The following is a 16,063-nucleotide window of genomic DNA, read 5'->3' on the forward strand; positions in this document are numbered from 1 at the left end:
TTAGCGAGGCTTGCGGCTTTGGCGATTTCGGGCTCCGGCCACGTCTTCGCTCTTGCCGCAGCCACGGCCCGCATGCACCCTCCGGCCAAATCAGGCAGCCCGGCCCATCCGTGGCTGCTCCCGTATTTGTCCGGAGAGCTTTCGCTTGCCCCATCTTCGAACGCGACCGTTCCTCTTTCTGACCGCCGTTTCGGCCCTGGCGCTGACCGGCTGCGTCTCCAGCCAGAAGGCGCTTGATTCTGCCGAGGCGACGCCCGCTCCGGCGGCCGGCGCCGCGCAACAGCAGACCGCCATGGCGCCGGGCGCGCCCGGCCAGCAGACCCAGAAGACACCTGGCTATCGCGACCCGATGGTCAGCAATGTCGGCCAGCAGCAGACAACGGCGGCCGATCCCAATGCCGCGGCAAACATGGCGCCGGGCTCGACTCAGATGCAGCCCGCCAATATCGGCGGCATGGCGATGCAGTCGACCCGCATCAACGCCAATTCGATGAGCATCTTCTCGTCGCAGCCGGTGATGCCGCAGAACAACCGGACATCGACGATCATCCAGCCGGCCGATGCCAATGCCTATGCGCCGGTTCAGGGCGGGCTGACGGGCTCGCGCGCCGGCGTGTTCGGCACGCAGCCTGGCCAGCAGGTGCAGCCGAATGCGCAGGGCGAAATCCTGCCGCCGCAGCAATCGTCGCAGAATACCAGCACGCAGATCGCGCCGTCCTACCAGACCGCATCGCTTGCAACCGGCAGCCTGCCTGGAGGCTCCAGCAATGCGCTCTATGCCGCGCCGAAGCAGAACCTGATGGGCAGCCTCTCCGGCCTCCTGCAGAAGGCCTCCCTGCCCGGCATGACCCGCGTCGCGCCGAACGGCGTGCATGTGCAGAATGCCAGCGTCGAAGTCAGCTGTTTCAAGCCGAATCTGCTGAACGTCATCAAGACCGTCGAGACGCATTTCGGCAAACCCGTCGTCGTCACCTCGGGCTACCGCGATCCCGAGCATAACCGCATGGTCGGCGGCGCCGAGGAATCGATGCACAAGAGCTGCGATGCCGCCGACATCAAGATCGACGGCGTCTCGAAATGGGATATCGCGAGCTACATCCGTTCGCTGCCGGGCCGCGGCGGCGTCGGCACCTATTGCCATACCGACTCCGTCCATCTCGACACCGGCAACAATCGCGACTGGAACTGGGGCTGCGGTGCCCGGCGCGGCAGCCCGCCAAGCGCTCGCGCGATCTGAACGAAGAGCGCGGTTGCCGTGCCTTAACGTCAACCGCGCGGCCCTCATCAAACACCCATTCACAGGGCATTGATTTAGCAGGGTAAATTTGAATCTCCCCGCACAAACATAGCCTTGTCATTTTTTTGATAGAATTGCGATTTTCCCGCTTGCGGGATTCCAAGACCCTGACTATAAGGGCGCCACCACGAAGGAAGCGCCCTTCGTCTATCGGTTAGGACACCAGATTTTCATTCTGGGAAGAGGGGTTCGACTCCCCTAGGGCGTGCCACTTCTCTCTTCAAAACATCGCTGTTTTGACGCTTGTACAGCAAGCATCCACTCCCCATTTATTCCTCATCGCCGGCGCCCTTCGTCTATCGGTCAGGACGGCAGATTCTCATTCTGCAAAGAGGGGTTCGATTCCCCTAGGGCGTGCCAGAAAAAGGCCCCGCCGCAGCGAGGCCTTCTCCACTATCCGTCGTTGGCTCTTGCCTTCGGTCCTTCCTTGGAGGTGACCGAGGCGGTCTTGCCATCGGGCTGCTGCCCGAAATAGGTCCCGCCGAGATGGCCGCCACCGCTGGTGTGCTCGACCTGGCGCTCGGCGCGCTTCTGGATTTCCTTGACGTCAGTCTTGCTCATAAGTGTCTCCATTGTTGAGGTGGTGACATCTGAACAACCGGTGACGGCCAGATTCGTTTCAAACTTTTCCGGGCGACAACGCGTAGACGCGGCAGATCGAGGAAAGAGCGCATGGCGCGATCCCCTGCTCTCCAGGGGCTTCAGCAATTTCTCAGGGGCATTTCCACAAGCCGTGAAAAAATCTACGGAATTTCGCATTTTACCGCTTGCGGGTCAGAAAGGTGCTGACTATAAGGGCGCCACCACGAAGGAAGCGCCCTTCGTCTATCGGTTAGGACACCAGATTTTCATTCTGGGAAGAGGGGTTCGACTCCCCTAGGGCGTGCCACTTCTGGATCTTCCAGAAATTGTTATTCCTGAATAATTCCGCTTCGCCTCGCGGCGTTCTGGACTGGTTGCGTCAGTTGATGCGGTGCCGCCGCAAGACGTGATGTCCTGCGGCGGGGAGCGTCCCCCTATCGGAAAATCACCGGGTCTTCGCGGGCGATCATGTCGAAGAACGAGCCGGCCGCCGGTGGGCTCACCTTGTAGGTCAGCTTGTGCACCGGCATCAGGTTCTCGATCGCCTTGAAGGTCGATTCGTCGAACGGATACATCAGGCGGTGCTGCATCTCGTGAGCGTGGTAGGAGCTATAGCGCGGCGCCTTCTGCCATTCGGCGTTCAGATCCGCGTTGATGGTCACCGCGCATTCGAACAGGTGATGGAAGATGAAGTAGTTGATCAGCTGGTCGTTTTCGAGCCAGTAGCTGATCAGCATTTCCCTCAGAGCGCTGACGAGCGGATGTTCGGGCCGCGCGGTCATGAACCAGTTGGACAGCAGATATGGATCGGCGTCGCGCGTGAAAGCGAAGAATTCCGAGTTCATCATATCAGGCCGCGGCGCGTCGGTCAGAAACACCGTCGCATCCATCCAGGTGCCGCCGTATTTGTGCAGCAGCTCGACGCGCAGCATATCCGAAAAATGCGTCTTCGATTTTGCCTTGACCCGCTCGGATGCAACGGGATGCGGCTTGATATAGCGGCCGATCGCGTTGTCATCGAGAATGATGATCTCACGTTCCGGAAGATGGCGTTCGACCGATCTCAGGCAGCTCTGGACGATCGGCGGAGCATTGTCGCGGCCCTGCGCCCAATATAGCCAGACCGGGCCTTCGAACGAGGCCGGCACCGAGCGCGGCTGCGTCTGGTGATAGGTCAGCCTTTCAGGCACTGCATATTGCAGCAATACGGCGCGGGCCTCGATCTCCTTCCGGTTCCGGGAAACCATAGTTTCCAACCAGCGGCGGAGATCGTCCTCACGCGAGGCGAAAACGTTCTCGGTATTATTGTCGGTCATGAAGGACCTCTTTCATCGGAACAGCCAGGGCCTGAAATATGTGCCCAGATAGCAAATAGGGTTGAATGAAGCCGCGGCGGCGGGCGGCAGCGACTCTTGTACAGGAGATTCGCACCGGTTTGCTATGGCGAGATGACAGCGGGAATCCCGGCCTTGGCAGGCCATTCTTCCAACAGGGTGGCGCAAGCTTCGATGCCGATAGTCCGGCCAATAACGCCGGATTGGGCTTGCGGGACTTCCGTTTCCGCGGCGGACGGCATTCGAAGGACCGGACTTTGACGATCAACCAGCCAATTCCAACCACCCTGCCCGCCGGCCTGCCGAGCCTGGAAAGCCTGAGCGGCAAGGCGGCGCAATCCGGATCGGTGATCGTCTACCAGCCATACCTCGACGCCGGGCAGCTCGCGCAGCTCGATCCGGCAGCGCTGCCCTTCGACATTTCCTTCAATACGCAATCAACGACCCGCGAATACGAGCTGTTCCGGATTCTTCACGAGCATCATCTGCAGGCGGGCCTGCCGGACGACATGTTCTGGGGGCTGTTGTCCAGCAAGTTCGAGACGAAATCGGTCTCCAGCCTGCAGTCCTTCATTTCCGAAGCGACGAAGGCCCGCGCCGACGGCGCCGATGCCTATCTCTACAATCCCTTAATCGGCCACGCGGCGATCTACAGCAATGTCTGGGAGCATGCCCTGATGGGCGGACATCCGGGCATGGAACCGATCTTCACCTTCCTGAGGGATAGCAGCTTTGCGATCGCGCTTCCTCAGGGGCAGACGACCTTCTTCTTCTGCAACTATTTCGCCGGTAACCGGAAATTCTGGTCCGGCTATTTCGCCTTCTGCGAACATGTGCTGAACGCACTCGAACAGGAAGCCTTGCGTGGCACCGCGGCCGGACGCGCCTATAGCAGCACCGCGAACTACAGCCGCGATGGCAACGCCGCCATGCGGCCCTTCGTCATCGAGCGGCTGCTTGGCCTCTACATTCCGCATGCGGTCGCGAGCGGCATGAAGGTTTCGGCTTTCTCGCCGTCGGCTGCGGATTTCGAATGGAAGTTCGGCGCCCGCGCCGGCCGCCTGCTTCACGATCTCTTCGAGCGCAAGGAAGCCTTCCTGCAGACCCGTGAGCCGTCCAGGCTGGAAGCCTGGCAGGAGGGCCGCATGCCTGTCGCCAAGGAGCCGCATCTGATCTGGAATGCCGACGATCCGCCGGCCTGGGTGCCGCGCGGCGCCTTCCCGAAGAGCGAACTTGCGCCCCGCGCTTCCAGCGTCAACGACACGTCGCTGCCGCCGGTCAATCCGGCCGCACTCGCGGCCCTGACGCAGCCGCTTGCGCCGCTGTCGGCTGCGGCACCGGCCGCGAAGATGCTGCAGGCCTTCGAGGGCGGCTGGGAGGCCCACAAGGACAAGCACTGCATCTGGATCGTCACGCCGCGAGGCTACAATCACAGCCACGCATTTGACGAGGTGGCGCTCGCGCTGCAGGGCGCCTTCCAGGAACTCGGTGGTTCGGCTCCGATCGTTCGCGAGATGCACGAATTCGCCGGGCGCTCGCCGATCATCTACGGCGGCAACCTGCTGTCTCTCGAGATTATCCAGAAATTGCCGAAAGACAGCGTCGTCATCAATCTCGAACAGGTCTCGGACGAGAGCACCTGGATGAACGAGCGCTACAGCGCCGTTCTCAAGGCTTTCCCGGTGCTAGATTATAGCCCGCGCAACCGGCGCAACCTTGCGGCCAAGGGCATCGAGCATGCCGGCGTGCTGGAGATCGGCTACAGCGAATGTCTGTCGCAAATCCGGCATGCGCCGGTGAAGGATATCGACGTCCTGTTCTATGGCTCGATGAATGATCGCCGCCGCGAGATTCTCATTTCGCTGCATGAGGCCGGCCTGAAGGTCGTGCATCTCTTCAACGTCTATGGCGCCGAACGCGATGCGGCGATCGCGCGCGCCAAGATCGTCATCAATATCCATCACTATGCCAGCGGCGTTTTCGAAATCGTCCGCATCTCCTATCTGCTCGCCAACCGCGTCTGCGTGTTGACCGAGGGCGATATTGAGGATCCCGATCTCGATCCCTTCATCGGCGGGCTCGCCGTCGAGCCCTATGACGATCTCGTCGAGCGCTGCAAGGAATTGCTCGCCGACCAGGCGGAACGCGAACAGATCGCCGAGAACGGCTATAATGCCATGCGGGCACGCTCCCAGGCGGCTATGCTGATGAGCGTGATGCAGGGTACGGAATAGAGACTGACGATGCGCATCGAGACCACGAAAATTGACGGCGTGCTGAAGATCATCCCGGCGCGCCATGGCGATCACCGCGGCTATTTCTCCGAGGTGTTCAAGGACGGCTGGTTCCGTGAGAATGTCGCCGACGTGTCCTTCGTTCAGGATAACGAATCGCTTTCGGCGCAGGTTGGCACTTTGCGCGGGCTGCACTTCCAGACAGCGCCCTTCGCACAGGGCAAGCTGGTGCGCTGCCTGCGGGGCCGGATCTTCGACGTGGCCGTCGATATCCGCGCCGGATCTCCGACGTTCGGGCAATGGCTCGGCGAAGAACTGACGCCTGAGAACGGCGTTCAGCTATGGGTCCCGGCAGGCTTTGGGCATGGCTTTGCGACCTTGGAGCCTGATACCGTCATCAGCTACAAGGTGACCGCACCTTATAGCCCGGCGAATGACAGCGGCATTTTGTGGAGCGATCCTGATATCGGCATTGTCTGGCCGGTTGCGGAGGCCGATGCGGTACTTTCGGACAAGGACAGGAAGCTTCCGAGGCTCGCCGATATTCCGGCCTATTTCCAATATTCTGCGCAGTGATTGAAGGGGGCGTTCCGGTAATGCGGGTGATGGTAACGGGGGGAGCGGGTTTCATCGGTTCGGCGCTGGTGCGCCATCTGGTGGGCACGGTCGGAGCTGACGTTCTCAATATCGACAAGCTGACCTATGCCGGCAATCTGGCCTCGCTGTCTTCGGTCGAGAACGCCGCCAACTACCGGTTCCTGCGCGCCGATATCTGCGACCGCGCCGCGATGCAGGAGGCGTTTGCTTCCTTCCGGCCGGAGATCGTCATGCATCTCGCCGCCGAGAGCCATGTCGATCGCTCGATTTCGGGTGCTGGCGACTTCATCCAGACCAATATCGTCGGCACGTTCAGCCTGCTCGATGCGGCGCGCGGCTATTGGGATGGTCTTGAGGCCGAGGCCAAGAGCGCTTTCCGCTTTCTGCATGTCTCGACCGATGAGGTCTATGGCTCGCTCGGCGATGACGGACTCTTCGAGGAAGTGACGGCTTACGACCCGTCCTCGCCCTATTCGGCCTCGAAGGCGGCGAGCGACCATCTGGCGATCGCCTGGCACCGGACCTATGGGCTGCCGGTTGTGGTGTCCAACTGCTCCAACAATTACGGCCCGTTCCATTTCCCGGAAAAGCTGATCCCGCTGATAATCCTCAATGCGCTGGAGGGCAAACCGCTGCCGGTTTACGGCAACGGCGCCAATATCCGCGACTGGCTCTATGTCGAGGATCATGCGCGGGCACTGTTCACCATTGCCTCGCGCGGGCGGCCGGGCGAGAAATACAATGTCGGCGGCCGCAACGAGCGGCGCAACATCGAGGTGGTCGAACGCATCTGCGCGATTCTCGATAGCGTATTTCCGGGCAAGGAGGCGCATTCGCGGCTGATCACCAATGTCACCGACCGGCCGGGGCACGACGCGCGTTACGCCATCGATGCCACCAAGCTCGAGACCGAGCTCGGCTGGAAAGCGGAAGAGAATTTCGACAGCGGCATCGAAAAGACCGTTCGCTGGTATCTCGACAATGAATGGTGGTGGCGGCCGCTGCGCGACAATGTCTATTCCGGCGAACGCCTTGGCACTTTCAAGGGGCGATGACGATGCGCATTGCCGTCACGGGCAAACAGGGACAGGTCGTCCAGTCGCTTCTGGCAATGGCTCCAGCCCACGGGGTTGAACTGATCGCCATCGGCCGTCCGGACCTCGACCTTACCGATCCCGCCAGCGTGCTGCCGGCTCTAGCGGCAGCACAGCCTGACGTGATCGTCTCGGCGGCAGCCTACACGGCGGTGGACAAGGCCGAGAGCGAGGCCGAGCTTGCTCATGCGGTCAATGCCATTGGCGCGAGCGCCGTTGCCGAGGCCGCCTCGGCACTTGGCGTTCCGGTGATCCATCTTTCGACCGACTATGTCTTCAGCGGCGGTAAGCCGTCGCCCTATGTCGAGACGGATTCGACTGGGCCAATCTCGGTCTACGGCAATACCAAGCTCGAGGGCGAATTGCGCGTCGCTGCGGCCAACGCCAATCACGTCATTCTGCGCACGGCCTGGGTCTATTCGCCGTTCGGCGCGAATTTCGTCAAGACGATGCTGCGGCTTGCCGAGAGCCGTGACGAACTGCGCGTGGTCGCCGACCAGCGCGGCTGCCCGACGTCGGCGCTCGATATTGCCGAGGCGGTGATTGCGATCGCGACGCGGCTCTCCGCGGATGCTGACCCTGCCCTGCGCGGCACCTTTCACCTGACCGGCAGCGGCGAAGCCACCTGGGCAGAATTCGCGCAGGAGATTTTTGCGCGGTCGAAGGCGCTCGGCGGCAAATCTGCCAATGTCGTGCCGATCACCACGGCGGAATATCCGACACCGGCCAGACGTCCGGCCAATTCGCGTCTGTCGGGCGAGAAGCTTGCAGGCGTCTACGGTATCCGCCTGCCCGATTGGAAAAGCGCGACGCAGATTGCGCTCGAAGCCATTTTGAAGAATGCGATTTAAGGAGACTGGAATGAAGGGGATCATTCTTGCGGGCGGTACCGGCACCAGGCTGCATCCGATCACGCAGGCTGTGTCGAAGCAGCTGATGCCCGTCTACGACAAGCCGATGATCTATTACCCGCTGACGACGCTGATGCTCGCGGGGATCAACGATATCCTGATCATCACCACGCCGCACGACGTCGAGGCCTTCAAGCGCCTGCTCGGCGACGGCTCGCAATGGGGCATTTCGCTGACCTATGCTGTGCAGCCGAGCCCGGATGGTCTGGCACAGGCGTTCATCATCGGTGCCGATTTCATCAACGGCCAGAACTCAGCGCTGGTTCTCGGCGACAACATCTATTTCGGCCACGGCCTGCCCGAGATCATGAAATCGGGGACGGCGCGCACCAAGGGCGCCACTGTCTTCGCCTATCACGTCACCGATCCCGAGCGTTACGGCGTCGTCGAGTTCGACGGCAAGATGAATGCGCAGTCGATCGAGGAAAAGCCGAAGCAGCCGAAGTCGCAATGGGCGGTGACCGGTCTCTATTTCTACGACCAGCAGGTGGTCGATATCGCCGCCAATCTGAAGCCGTCACCGCGCGGTGAATTGGAGATCACCGACGTCAACCGCACCTATCTCGAGCGCGGCGAGCTCTATGTCGAGCTGATGGGCCGCGGTTATGCGTGGCTCGATACGGGAACGCCGGACAGCCTGCTCGACGCGGCGGCCTTTGTCAGCACGCTGGAAAAGCGCCAGGGCTTCAAGATCGCCTGCCCCGAGGAAGTGGCATGGCGCATGGGCTATATCGATCAGGACCAGCTCGCCAAACTCGCCGAGGCGCTCGGCAAGAGCGCCTACGGGCAATATCTGACCAAGCTTTCGGCCGACTGGTAAATCATTTCGCGGGAGCAGCGTCGGAGACACGCAGCTGGATGCGGCGCGAGCCCTGATAATGGTCCGCGCCGATCGAGCCCGCGACATGCAGGTTGGCGCCGCGCGAATTGAGCAGGAGATTGCCGAGTGCGGTGTCCGCAGCCCGGAAGGCGATGCCGTCCAGTCGGGCGCCGTCCATGGCTTCCAGCGTCACCTTCACGTGCTTTTCCCCGACGGTCCTGACATCGCGCAGGCGATGGGCGGGGATTGCGAATATGGGCTGCGAATGGCCGGAGCCGTAGGGTCCTGCCGTCTCCAGCCGGTCGATCAGGTCGAGCGTCGCGCCGCTCGCACCAATCGCGCCGTCGATCTTCAGGGTTTCGTTGGCCACCAGATTGGCGACCGTCTTCTCGGCGCGTTCGGTGAAGAAGCTGCGCAGCGCGCCAAGCTTCTCGCGTTCGACAGTCAGGCCGGCGGCCATCGCGTGTCCGCCGCCCTTGACGAGGAGGCCCTCATCGACAGCTGCGCGGACCATCCGGCCCATATCGAAACCGTTGATCGAGCGGCCGGAGCCGGTACCGCGTCCGGACGGATCGAAGGCGATGGCGAAGGCCGGGCGCTTGAACTTTTCTTTGAGCCGCGCCGCCAGCAAGCCGACGATGCCCGGATGCCATTTGTCGCGCGCCGTGACGATGACCGACGCGCCCTGCCCGTCGCCGTATTCGGCAAAAGCCTCGGCTTCTGCCTCCTGCAGCATGGCCGCTTCCATCGCCTGGCGGTCGCGGTTCAGCTCGTCGAGTTTCTGGGCGATCGTTTCGGCCTCACCGGCGTCGTCCAGCGTCAAGAGGCGGCTGCCGAGTGCCGCATCGCCGATACGGCCGCCGGCATTGATGCGGGGGCCGACGAGAAAGCCGAAATGATAGGGCGTGACCGGGCCGGAGAGACCGGCCTTGCGAAACAGCGCCGCAAGGCCCGCATTCCCCTGATGGCGGGCGGCGACGAGACCCTTCACCAGATAGGCGCGGTTCAGCCCCTTGAGTGGCACGACGTCACAGACGGTCGCGAGCGCGACGATATCCAGCCATTGCAGGAGATCGATCGCCAAGATGCGCTTGTCGCCCGCCTCGCGCAGCAGCCTTAGCGTCGCGACCAGCACGAGGAAGACGACGCCGGCGGCGCAGAGATGACCCTGCCCTGAGAGATCGTCTTCACGGTTCGGATTGACCAGCGCGTGGCAGTGCGGCAGCGCGTGTGTCACCTGGTGGTGATCGATGACGACGACGTCGATATTGCGCGCCTTGGCCGCATCCAGCGCCTCATGGCTGGTCGATCCGCAGTCGACGGTGACGATCAGTTGCGCGCCATTGTCGATCAGCTGGTTGATGGCGCCCGCGTTGGGGCCGTAGCCTTCGAAGATGCGGTCGGGAATATAGATCTCGGCCTTCACGCCGAAATGCGCCAGGAAGCGGTACGTCAGCGCCGAGGACGCCGCGCCGTCGACATCGTAGTCGCCGAAGATCGCGACGTTCTCGCCGCGGCGGATCGCTTCGGCGAGGCGCCTGGCCGCCTTCTCGCAATCGGTCAGCGTGTAGGGATCCGGCATCAGGCTGCGGATCGTCGGATCGAGGAACTCGACGGCTTCATCGACGGCAACGCCGCGCCCAGCGAGCACGCGTGCTATGAGATCCGGCAGGCCGTGGACCTGCGACATGGCGAGCGCGCGGTTCTGCCCGGCCTGATCGAGCCGTGAAATCCAGCGATTGTCGAGGATCGATTTCTCCACCCCGAGGAATGCGCGCTGTATCGGATCGGCGGGGATGTCCACCATTCTGCCTGTGCCCCATCATGTCACCGCCCCGTGACGGGGCGGCAATAATTCTACGAGCACATTTATGCAGGCTGGAAGCGGCTGGCAACGCCCGGGTTGCCGTTACCCTCAGTCTTCCTTGGGGCGCTCGATGCGGATGACCTGCGGTTCGCCGACAAGGTAACCCTCGCCCTTGATGGCGGCGACGGCCTTGCGGACAGAATCCTCGGTCGTCGCATGGGTGACGAGGATGATCGTCTGGTGATGCGAGGGCGAAAGATGCTGCTGCGAGCGCTGCACGATCGATTCCAGCGAGATCTGGTTTTCGGCCATGCGGGTGGCGACGCTGGCGAAGACGCCGGTGCGGTCGAGAACCGTCAGGCGGATGAAATAGCCGCCTTCGTGGCTCTGCATCTGCGCCTTGCGGTAAGGCTCGAGCGACTTGGCCGGGTGGCCGAGAACCGGAACGCGCTGGGCGCCCGGCTGGCTCTTGGCGATATCGGCGATGTCACCGAGAACCGACGACGCCGTTGCGTTGCCGCCGGCCCCGGGGCCGACCATCAGCAGTTCGCCGAGAATGTCGGATTCGATCGCCACGGCATTGGTGACGCCGTCGACCTGGGCGATGACGGAATCGACCGGCACCATCGTCGGGTGAACGCGCTGCTCGATGCCGGTATCGGTGCGCTGGGCAACGCCGAGGAGCTTGATGCGGTAGCCGAGATCGGAGGCCGCACGGATATCCTCGATGGAGATGTTGGTGATGCCCTCGAGATAGATGTCGTCGGCCGCGATCTGGTTGCCGAAGGCGAGCGTCGTCAGGATCGACAGCTTGTGTGCGGTGTCATTGCCTTCGATGTCGAAAGCCGGGTCGGCTTCGGCATAGCCGAGGCGCTGGGCTTCAGCCAGGCAATCGGCGAAGGACAGGCCTTCCTTCTCCATCTTGGTGAGGATGTAATTGCAGGTGCCGTTCATGATCCCGTAGATGCGGGAGATCGAATTGCCGGTCAGCGATTCACGCAGCGCCTTGATGACAGGGATACCGCCTGCGACAGCCGCTTCGAAGTTGAGCAGCGAGCCCTTCTCCTCGGCGATCCTGGCAAATTCGACGCCGTGATAGGCAAGCAGCGCCTTGTTGGCAGTCACCACATGGAGACCACGGTCGAGTGCTGCCTTGACCGAAGCCTTGGCCGCCCCCTCGGAGCCGCCGACGAGCTCGACGAAAACGTCGATATCGGCCTTGGCAGCCAGCTCTTCCGGCGTATCGTACCAGGTGATGCCGCCGAGATTGATGCCGCGGTCCTTGTTCTTGTCACGGGCCGTGACTGCCGTAATGTGGATCGGACGCCCGCACGTGGCGGCAAGCTCGTTGCTCTTCTGCTGGATGATACGGACGAGCGAGGCACCAACGGTACCGAGACCCGCAATGCCGATTTTGAGGGCGTCTGCCATGAAGCGATCCTGAATGTTCATGAGTGGCAGCCGCGGACCGCGGCTGCCGATTGGGAGGTTTCTATCAGCGGTGTGCGTTGAGCGAGATGACGTTGTGCATCGTCTCGTCGGCCGTCGACAGGAATTTCTTGATGCTGCGCGCAGCCTGGCGGATGCGGTGTTCGTTCTCGACGAGTGCGAGACGAACGTAATCATCGCCCATTTCGCCGAAGCCGATGCCCGGCGCCACAGCCACATCGGCCTTTTCGACGAGCAGCTTGGAGAATTCGAGCGAGCCGAGATGGCGGAATTTTTCCGGGATCTTCGCCCAGGCGAACATCGTCGCTGCCGGCGGCGGCACTTCGAAGCCGGCCTTGCCGAAGCTTTCGACCATGACGTCGCGGCGGCGCTTGTAGACGTTGCGCACCTCGGCGATGTCGGAGCCGTCGCCGTTCAGCGCGTGGGTCGCCGCCACCTGGATCGGCGTGAAGGCGCCGTAATCGAGGTAGGACTTGACGCGCGTCAACGCGGCGATCAGGCGCTCGTTGCCGACGGCAAAGCCCATGCGCCAGCCGGGCATAGAGAAGGTCTTCGACATCGAGGTGAACTCGACGGTGACGTCGATCGCGCCGGGCACCTCAAGAACGGAGGGTGGCGGCTCGCCGTCGAAATAGATTTCCGAATAGGCAAGATCCGAGAGGACGATGATGTCGTGCTTCTTCGCGAAGGCGATGACGTCCTTGTAGAAATCAAGAGTCGCGACGAAGGCCGTCGGGTTCGACGGGTAGTTCAGGATCAGTGCCAGCGGCTTCGGGATCGAGTGGCGCACAGCGCGCTCGAGCGGCGCGAAGAAGTTCTCGTCCGGCTCGACCGGGATCGAACGGATCACGCCACCTGCCATCAGGAAGCCGAAGGCATGGATCGGATAGGTCGGGTTCGGGCAGAGGATGACATCGCCCGGCGCGGTGATCGCCTGCGCCATGTTGGCGAAGCCTTCCTTGGAGCCGAGGGTCGCGACGACCTGCGTATCCGGGTTGAGCTTCACGCCAAAACGGCGAGCGTAATAGGCGGCCTGCGCGCGGCGAAGGCCGGGAATGCCCTTGGAGGACGAATAGCGATGCGTGCGCGGGTCCTGGACCACTTCGCAGAGCTTGTCGACGATCGCTTTCGGGGTCGGCAGGTCAGGGTTTCCCATGCCGAGATCGATGATATCGGCGCCGCCCGCTCGCGCGCTTGCTTTCAAACGGTTGACCTGTTCGAAAACATAAGGCGGCAAACGCCGGACTTTGTGAAACTCTTCCATTTCATTCCCCATGGAAATGCGGCCGCCGTGGCCGCGCTCGAAGTTCGTCCTGTTCCCGGCTGCTTGCGATACGAACTTCAGAATCGCATGCGCCGTATTCATCAGACTGTCTGCAGGCGGCGATTCTTTGACGGATGCCGCAGCTGCGAAGCATTATCGGGAAAATTCATGTCTCCCGCCAGTGCGGAAGGCTTTGCGTGCAAATTGCCTGAAAGGCAAGGCCTACTTGGTGATTTCCGAGAGTGTGTCGGTGCCATGATCGGCGGCGAGCTTGCGGTATTCCGCAACGCGGCGCTGATACTCGGCCTCGGAAATCGTACCCGCCTTGCGCTGTGCGCCGAGCGCGGTCAGCTTTGCCTGCAGGCTCTTGGCTTCGTCGTCGTTCATCTGAACGTTGGCGGCCGTCAGCGGAGCGCCGAAGGACGGATAGCCGTCCGGCGAATGCGAAAGTCCGCTTTCGACCGGCGCTTCACCCTTGGTGGCGGTCATCACGACCGCCGTGGGGGCCGCTCGCTTGGCGGCGAGTGCTGCCTTCTCTTCCGGCGTCGACGAGCAACCGGCAAGCGTCATCGCCGCGGCCGCGGCAATGAATGCCATGCGGGTTGCGATTGCGATGCCAGAGTTGCCGTTCTTCGTCATGCCAGATCTTCCAAATCCTGAAGCCACTGCGACTGTTAAATTTGTCGCAGCAACAAAGCAATAGCATGAGCGGCGTTGTGTTGAACTTGTTTTCTCGTTCCGGCACGATGTACAAATTGATTTCAGATGATTGCTGCCGCCGGAGGACATGCGTGACCGACAGCAAGAAAGGCGAGACGGACAAGCCGCAAGGCTTCGATGCGACCAACCTCGATCCCTACATGATGAAGGATCCCGAGGCGATGGCGGTGAATTTCGCCCGCGCGCTCGAAAATCTCGGCAAGGCCGCTTCTGCATGGCTGGCACCGCGCGAACGCGGCGATGTCAACGACAAGATCGCCGAGCCGATGACCGACATGGTCAAGACGCTGTCCAAGATCACCGAATACTGGATGTCCGATCCGCGCCGCACTTTCGAGGCGCAGACGCAGCTGATGAGCAGCTATTTCGGCGTCTGGATGCGCTCGATGCAGCGCATGCAGGGCGAGGCCGCCGAGCCGGAGCCCGACCGCAAGGACAAGCGCTTTTCGGATCAGGACTGGGAGAAGAACCCGTTCTTCGACTTCCTGCGGCAGGTTTATTTCATCACCGCCGATTGGGCGGAGAAGATGGTGACGCAGACCGAGGGGCTGGACGAGCACACCAAGCACAAGGCCGGCTTCTATGTGAAGCAGATCACCGCCGCGCTCTCGCCGACCAATTTCGTCGCCACCAACCCGCAGCTCTACCGAGAGACCATCGCCAGCAGTGGGGAGAACCTGGTGCGCGGTATGAAGATGCTGGCCGAGGATATCGTGGCGGGCCATGGCGATCTCAAGCTTCGCCACACCGACATGACGAAATTCGCCGTCGGCCGCGACATGGCGCTGACGCCGGGCAAGGTGATCGCCCAGAACGACATCTGCCAGATCATCCAGTATGAGGCGACGACCGAGACGGTGCTGAAGCGCCCTCTTCTGATCTGCCCGCCGTGGATCAATAAGTTCTATATTCTCGACCTCAATCCGCAGAAATCCTTCATCAAGTGGTGCGTCGATCAGGGCCAGACGGTGTTCGTCATCTCCTGGGTCAATCCCGATTCGCGCCATGCGGAAAAGGACTGGACGGCCTATGCCCGCGAGGGCGTCGATTTCGCGCTGGAGACGATCGAGAAGGCGACCGGCGAAAAGGACGTCAACGCCGTCGGTTACTGCGTCGGCGGCACCCTGCTTGCCGCAACGCTAGCGCTTCATGCCAAAGAGAAGAACAAGCGGATCCGCTCGGCGACGCTGTTTACCACGCAGGTGGACTTCACCCACGCAGGCGATCTCAAGGTATTCGTCGACGAGGAGCAGCTGCAGGCCCTCGAGGCGCATATGCAATCGGTCGGCTATCTCGACGGGTCGAAGATGGCGACGGCCTTCAACATGCTGCGCGCTTCCGAGCTGATTTGGCCCTATTTCGTCAACAACTACCTGAAGGGCGAAATGCCGATGCCCTTCGACCTGTTGTTCTGGAATGCCGATTCGACCCGGATGGCCGCGGCCAACCACGCTTTCTACCTGCGCAACTGCTACCTCAAAAATGCGCTGACCGCCGACCAGATGGTGCTCGACGGCAGAACCGTGTCCCTGAAGGACGTGAAGATCCCGATCTACAATCTGGCGACCCGCGAGGACCATATCGCTCCGGCAAAGTCGGTTTTCCTCGGCAGCCAGTTCTTCGGCGGCAAGGTCGATTTCGTTGTCACCGGCTCGGGACATATCGCCGGCGTCGTCAATCCGCCAGACAAGAAGAAGTACCAGTATTGGACCGGCGGCCCCGCCAAGGGCGATTATGACACATGGCTCGACAAGGCCGAGGAGACAGCGGGCTCATGGTGGCCGCATTGGCATGCCTGGATCGAGGCCAAGGACGGCAAGCGTGTTCCCGCCCGCAAGCCCGGCGGCGCGTCGCTCAATGCCATCGAAGAAGCACCGGGCAGCTACGTGATGGAACGGGCCTAGGCTTTTTTTGAAACGGCGCCGTCCATTTCCTTTGCCGCATAAAGGAATTG

At 61.9% G+C, this 16,063-nt stretch carries 13 protein-coding genes and 3 tRNA genes; 10 read left to right on the top strand and 6 right to left on the bottom strand.

Features of this window, described 5'->3' with window-relative positions; translation table 11 throughout:
• Positions 1 to 145 precede the first annotated feature (145 nt).
• From F2982_RS00580 to F2982_RS00590, 3 genes are all read left to right on the top strand, one after another.
• Entirely contained in the window at positions 146 to 1,237 is a 1,092-nt protein-coding gene (locus F2982_RS00580; RefSeq protein WP_203428949.1) for a D-Ala-D-Ala carboxypeptidase family metallohydrolase, read from the top strand.
• Positions 1,238 to 1,433: 196 nt separating this feature from the next.
• A tRNA-Glu gene (locus F2982_RS00585) sits at positions 1,434 to 1,508 on the top strand.
• 74 nt (positions 1,509 to 1,582) lie between these two features.
• A tRNA-Glu gene (locus F2982_RS00590) sits at positions 1,583 to 1,657 on the top strand.
• Positions 1,658 to 1,690: 33 nt separating this feature from the next.
• On the opposite strand, the gene F2982_RS00595 is transcribed toward F2982_RS00590, so the two are convergent.
• Positions 1,691 to 1,858 (bottom strand): hypothetical protein, encoded by a 168-nt coding sequence (locus F2982_RS00595; RefSeq protein ID WP_165402600.1) that lies wholly within the window; start codon positions 1,856 to 1,858, stop codon positions 1,691 to 1,693.
• A 253-nt stretch (positions 1,859 to 2,111) separates the two neighbouring features.
• Between F2982_RS00595 and F2982_RS00600 the strand changes: the two genes are divergently transcribed.
• Positions 2,112 to 2,186 (top strand) — tRNA-Glu (locus tag F2982_RS00600).
• Between the two features lie 127 nt (positions 2,187 to 2,313).
• Here the strand turns inward: F2982_RS00600 and F2982_RS00605 are convergent.
• The gene (locus tag F2982_RS00605) at positions 2,314 to 3,195 is read right to left on the bottom strand and encodes a capsular polysaccharide synthesis protein (protein WP_203428950.1); all 882 of its coding nucleotides are present in this window, start codon (positions 3,193 to 3,195) and stop codon (positions 2,314 to 2,316) included.
• 275 nt (positions 3,196 to 3,470) lie between these two features.
• Between F2982_RS00605 and F2982_RS00610 the strand changes: the two genes are divergently transcribed.
• Genes F2982_RS00610 through rfbA form a run of 5 tightly spaced genes read left to right on the top strand, consistent with a single transcriptional unit; the run spans position 3,471 to position 8,869 of the window.
• Entirely contained in the window at positions 3,471 to 5,447 is a 1,977-nt protein-coding gene (locus F2982_RS00610) for a glycosyltransferase (protein WP_203428951.1), read from the top strand.
• Positions 5,448 to 5,456: 9 nt separating this feature from the next.
• Positions 5,457 to 6,023: a dTDP-4-dehydrorhamnose 3,5-epimerase gene (gene rfbC / locus F2982_RS00615; protein ID WP_203428952.1), complete on the top strand. Its 567-nt coding sequence runs from the start codon at positions 5,457 to 5,459 to the stop codon at positions 6,021 to 6,023.
• A 20-nt stretch (positions 6,024 to 6,043) separates the two neighbouring features.
• On the top strand, positions 6,044 to 7,099 hold the full coding sequence (gene rfbB, locus F2982_RS00620; RefSeq protein WP_203428953.1) for a dTDP-glucose 4,6-dehydratase: 1,056 nt from the start codon (positions 6,044 to 6,046) through the stop codon (positions 7,097 to 7,099).
• A gap of 2 nt (positions 7,100 to 7,101) precedes the next feature.
• A complete protein-coding gene (gene rfbD / locus F2982_RS00625; RefSeq protein WP_203428954.1) occupies positions 7,102 to 7,989 on the top strand; it encodes a dTDP-4-dehydrorhamnose reductase in 888 nt (295 codons plus the stop codon).
• A gap of 10 nt (positions 7,990 to 7,999) precedes the next feature.
• The gene (gene rfbA, locus F2982_RS00630; protein WP_203428955.1) at positions 8,000 to 8,869 is read left to right on the top strand and encodes a glucose-1-phosphate thymidylyltransferase RfbA; all 870 of its coding nucleotides are present in this window, start codon (positions 8,000 to 8,002) and stop codon (positions 8,867 to 8,869) included.
• Position 8,870: 1 nt separating this feature from the next.
• Here rfbA and recJ read toward each other — a convergent pair whose 3' ends face one another.
• From recJ to F2982_RS00650, 4 genes are all read right to left on the bottom strand, one after another.
• Complete coding sequence (gene recJ / locus F2982_RS00635; protein WP_203428956.1) at positions 8,871 to 10,676, bottom strand: single-stranded-DNA-specific exonuclease RecJ; 1,806 nt, start codon at positions 10,674 to 10,676, stop codon at positions 8,871 to 8,873.
• A gap of 108 nt (positions 10,677 to 10,784) precedes the next feature.
• Positions 10,785 to 12,107 (bottom strand): homoserine dehydrogenase, encoded by a 1,323-nt coding sequence (locus F2982_RS00640; protein ID WP_203428957.1) that lies wholly within the window; start codon positions 12,105 to 12,107, stop codon positions 10,785 to 10,787.
• 64 nt (positions 12,108 to 12,171) lie between these two features.
• Positions 12,172 to 13,389 carry an LL-diaminopimelate aminotransferase gene (locus F2982_RS00645; RefSeq protein WP_203429988.1) on the bottom strand — a complete coding sequence of 406 codons (1,218 nt, stop codon included), beginning with the start codon at positions 13,387 to 13,389 and terminating at the stop codon, positions 12,172 to 12,174.
• Between the two features lie 222 nt (positions 13,390 to 13,611).
• Positions 13,612 to 14,028 (bottom strand): hypothetical protein, encoded by a 417-nt coding sequence (locus F2982_RS00650; RefSeq protein ID WP_203428958.1) that lies wholly within the window; start codon positions 14,026 to 14,028, stop codon positions 13,612 to 13,614.
• Between the two features lie 152 nt (positions 14,029 to 14,180).
• Here F2982_RS00650 and phaC point away from each other — a divergent pair, with 152 nt between their 5' ends.
• Positions 14,181 to 16,013: a class I poly(R)-hydroxyalkanoic acid synthase gene (gene phaC / locus F2982_RS00655; protein ID WP_203428959.1), complete on the top strand. Its 1,833-nt coding sequence runs from the start codon at positions 14,181 to 14,183 to the stop codon at positions 16,011 to 16,013.
• Positions 16,014 to 16,063 lie beyond the last annotated feature (50 nt).

The organism is Rhizobium sp. BG4, assembly GCF_016864575.1.
In the GTDB taxonomy this organism is placed as follows: Bacteria; Pseudomonadota; Alphaproteobacteria; order Rhizobiales; family Rhizobiaceae; genus Rhizobium.

Excerpts from the sequence above, each read along its gene's own strand:
- F2982_RS00595 (WP_165402600.1), bottom strand. The coding sequence starts at position 1,858 with ATGAGCAAGACTGACGTCAAGGAAATCCAGAAGCGCGCCGAGCGCCAG.
- F2982_RS00605 (WP_203428950.1), bottom strand. The coding sequence starts at position 3,195 with ATGACCGACAATAATACCGAGAACGTTTTCGCCTCGCGTGAGGACGAT.
- rfbC (WP_203428952.1), top strand. The coding sequence starts at position 5,457 with ATGCGCATCGAGACCACGAAAATTGACGGCGTGCTGAAGATCATCCCG.
- rfbB (WP_203428953.1), top strand. The coding sequence starts at position 6,044 with ATGCGGGTGATGGTAACGGGGGGAGCGGGTTTCATCGGTTCGGCGCTG.
- rfbD (WP_203428954.1), top strand. The coding sequence starts at position 7,102 with ATGCGCATTGCCGTCACGGGCAAACAGGGACAGGTCGTCCAGTCGCTT.
- rfbA (WP_203428955.1), top strand. The coding sequence starts at position 8,000 with ATGAAGGGGATCATTCTTGCGGGCGGTACCGGCACCAGGCTGCATCCG.
- recJ (WP_203428956.1), bottom strand. The coding sequence starts at position 10,676 with ATGGTGGACATCCCCGCCGATCCGATACAGCGCGCATTCCTCGGGGTG.
- F2982_RS00640 (WP_203428957.1), bottom strand. The coding sequence starts at position 12,107 with ATGGCAGACGCCCTCAAAATCGGCATTGCGGGTCTCGGTACCGTTGGT.
- F2982_RS00645 (WP_203429988.1), bottom strand. The coding sequence starts at position 13,389 with ATGGAAGAGTTTCACAAAGTCCGGCGTTTGCCGCCTTATGTTTTCGAA.
- F2982_RS00650 (WP_203428958.1), bottom strand. The coding sequence starts at position 14,028 with ATGACGAAGAACGGCAACTCTGGCATCGCAATCGCAACCCGCATGGCA.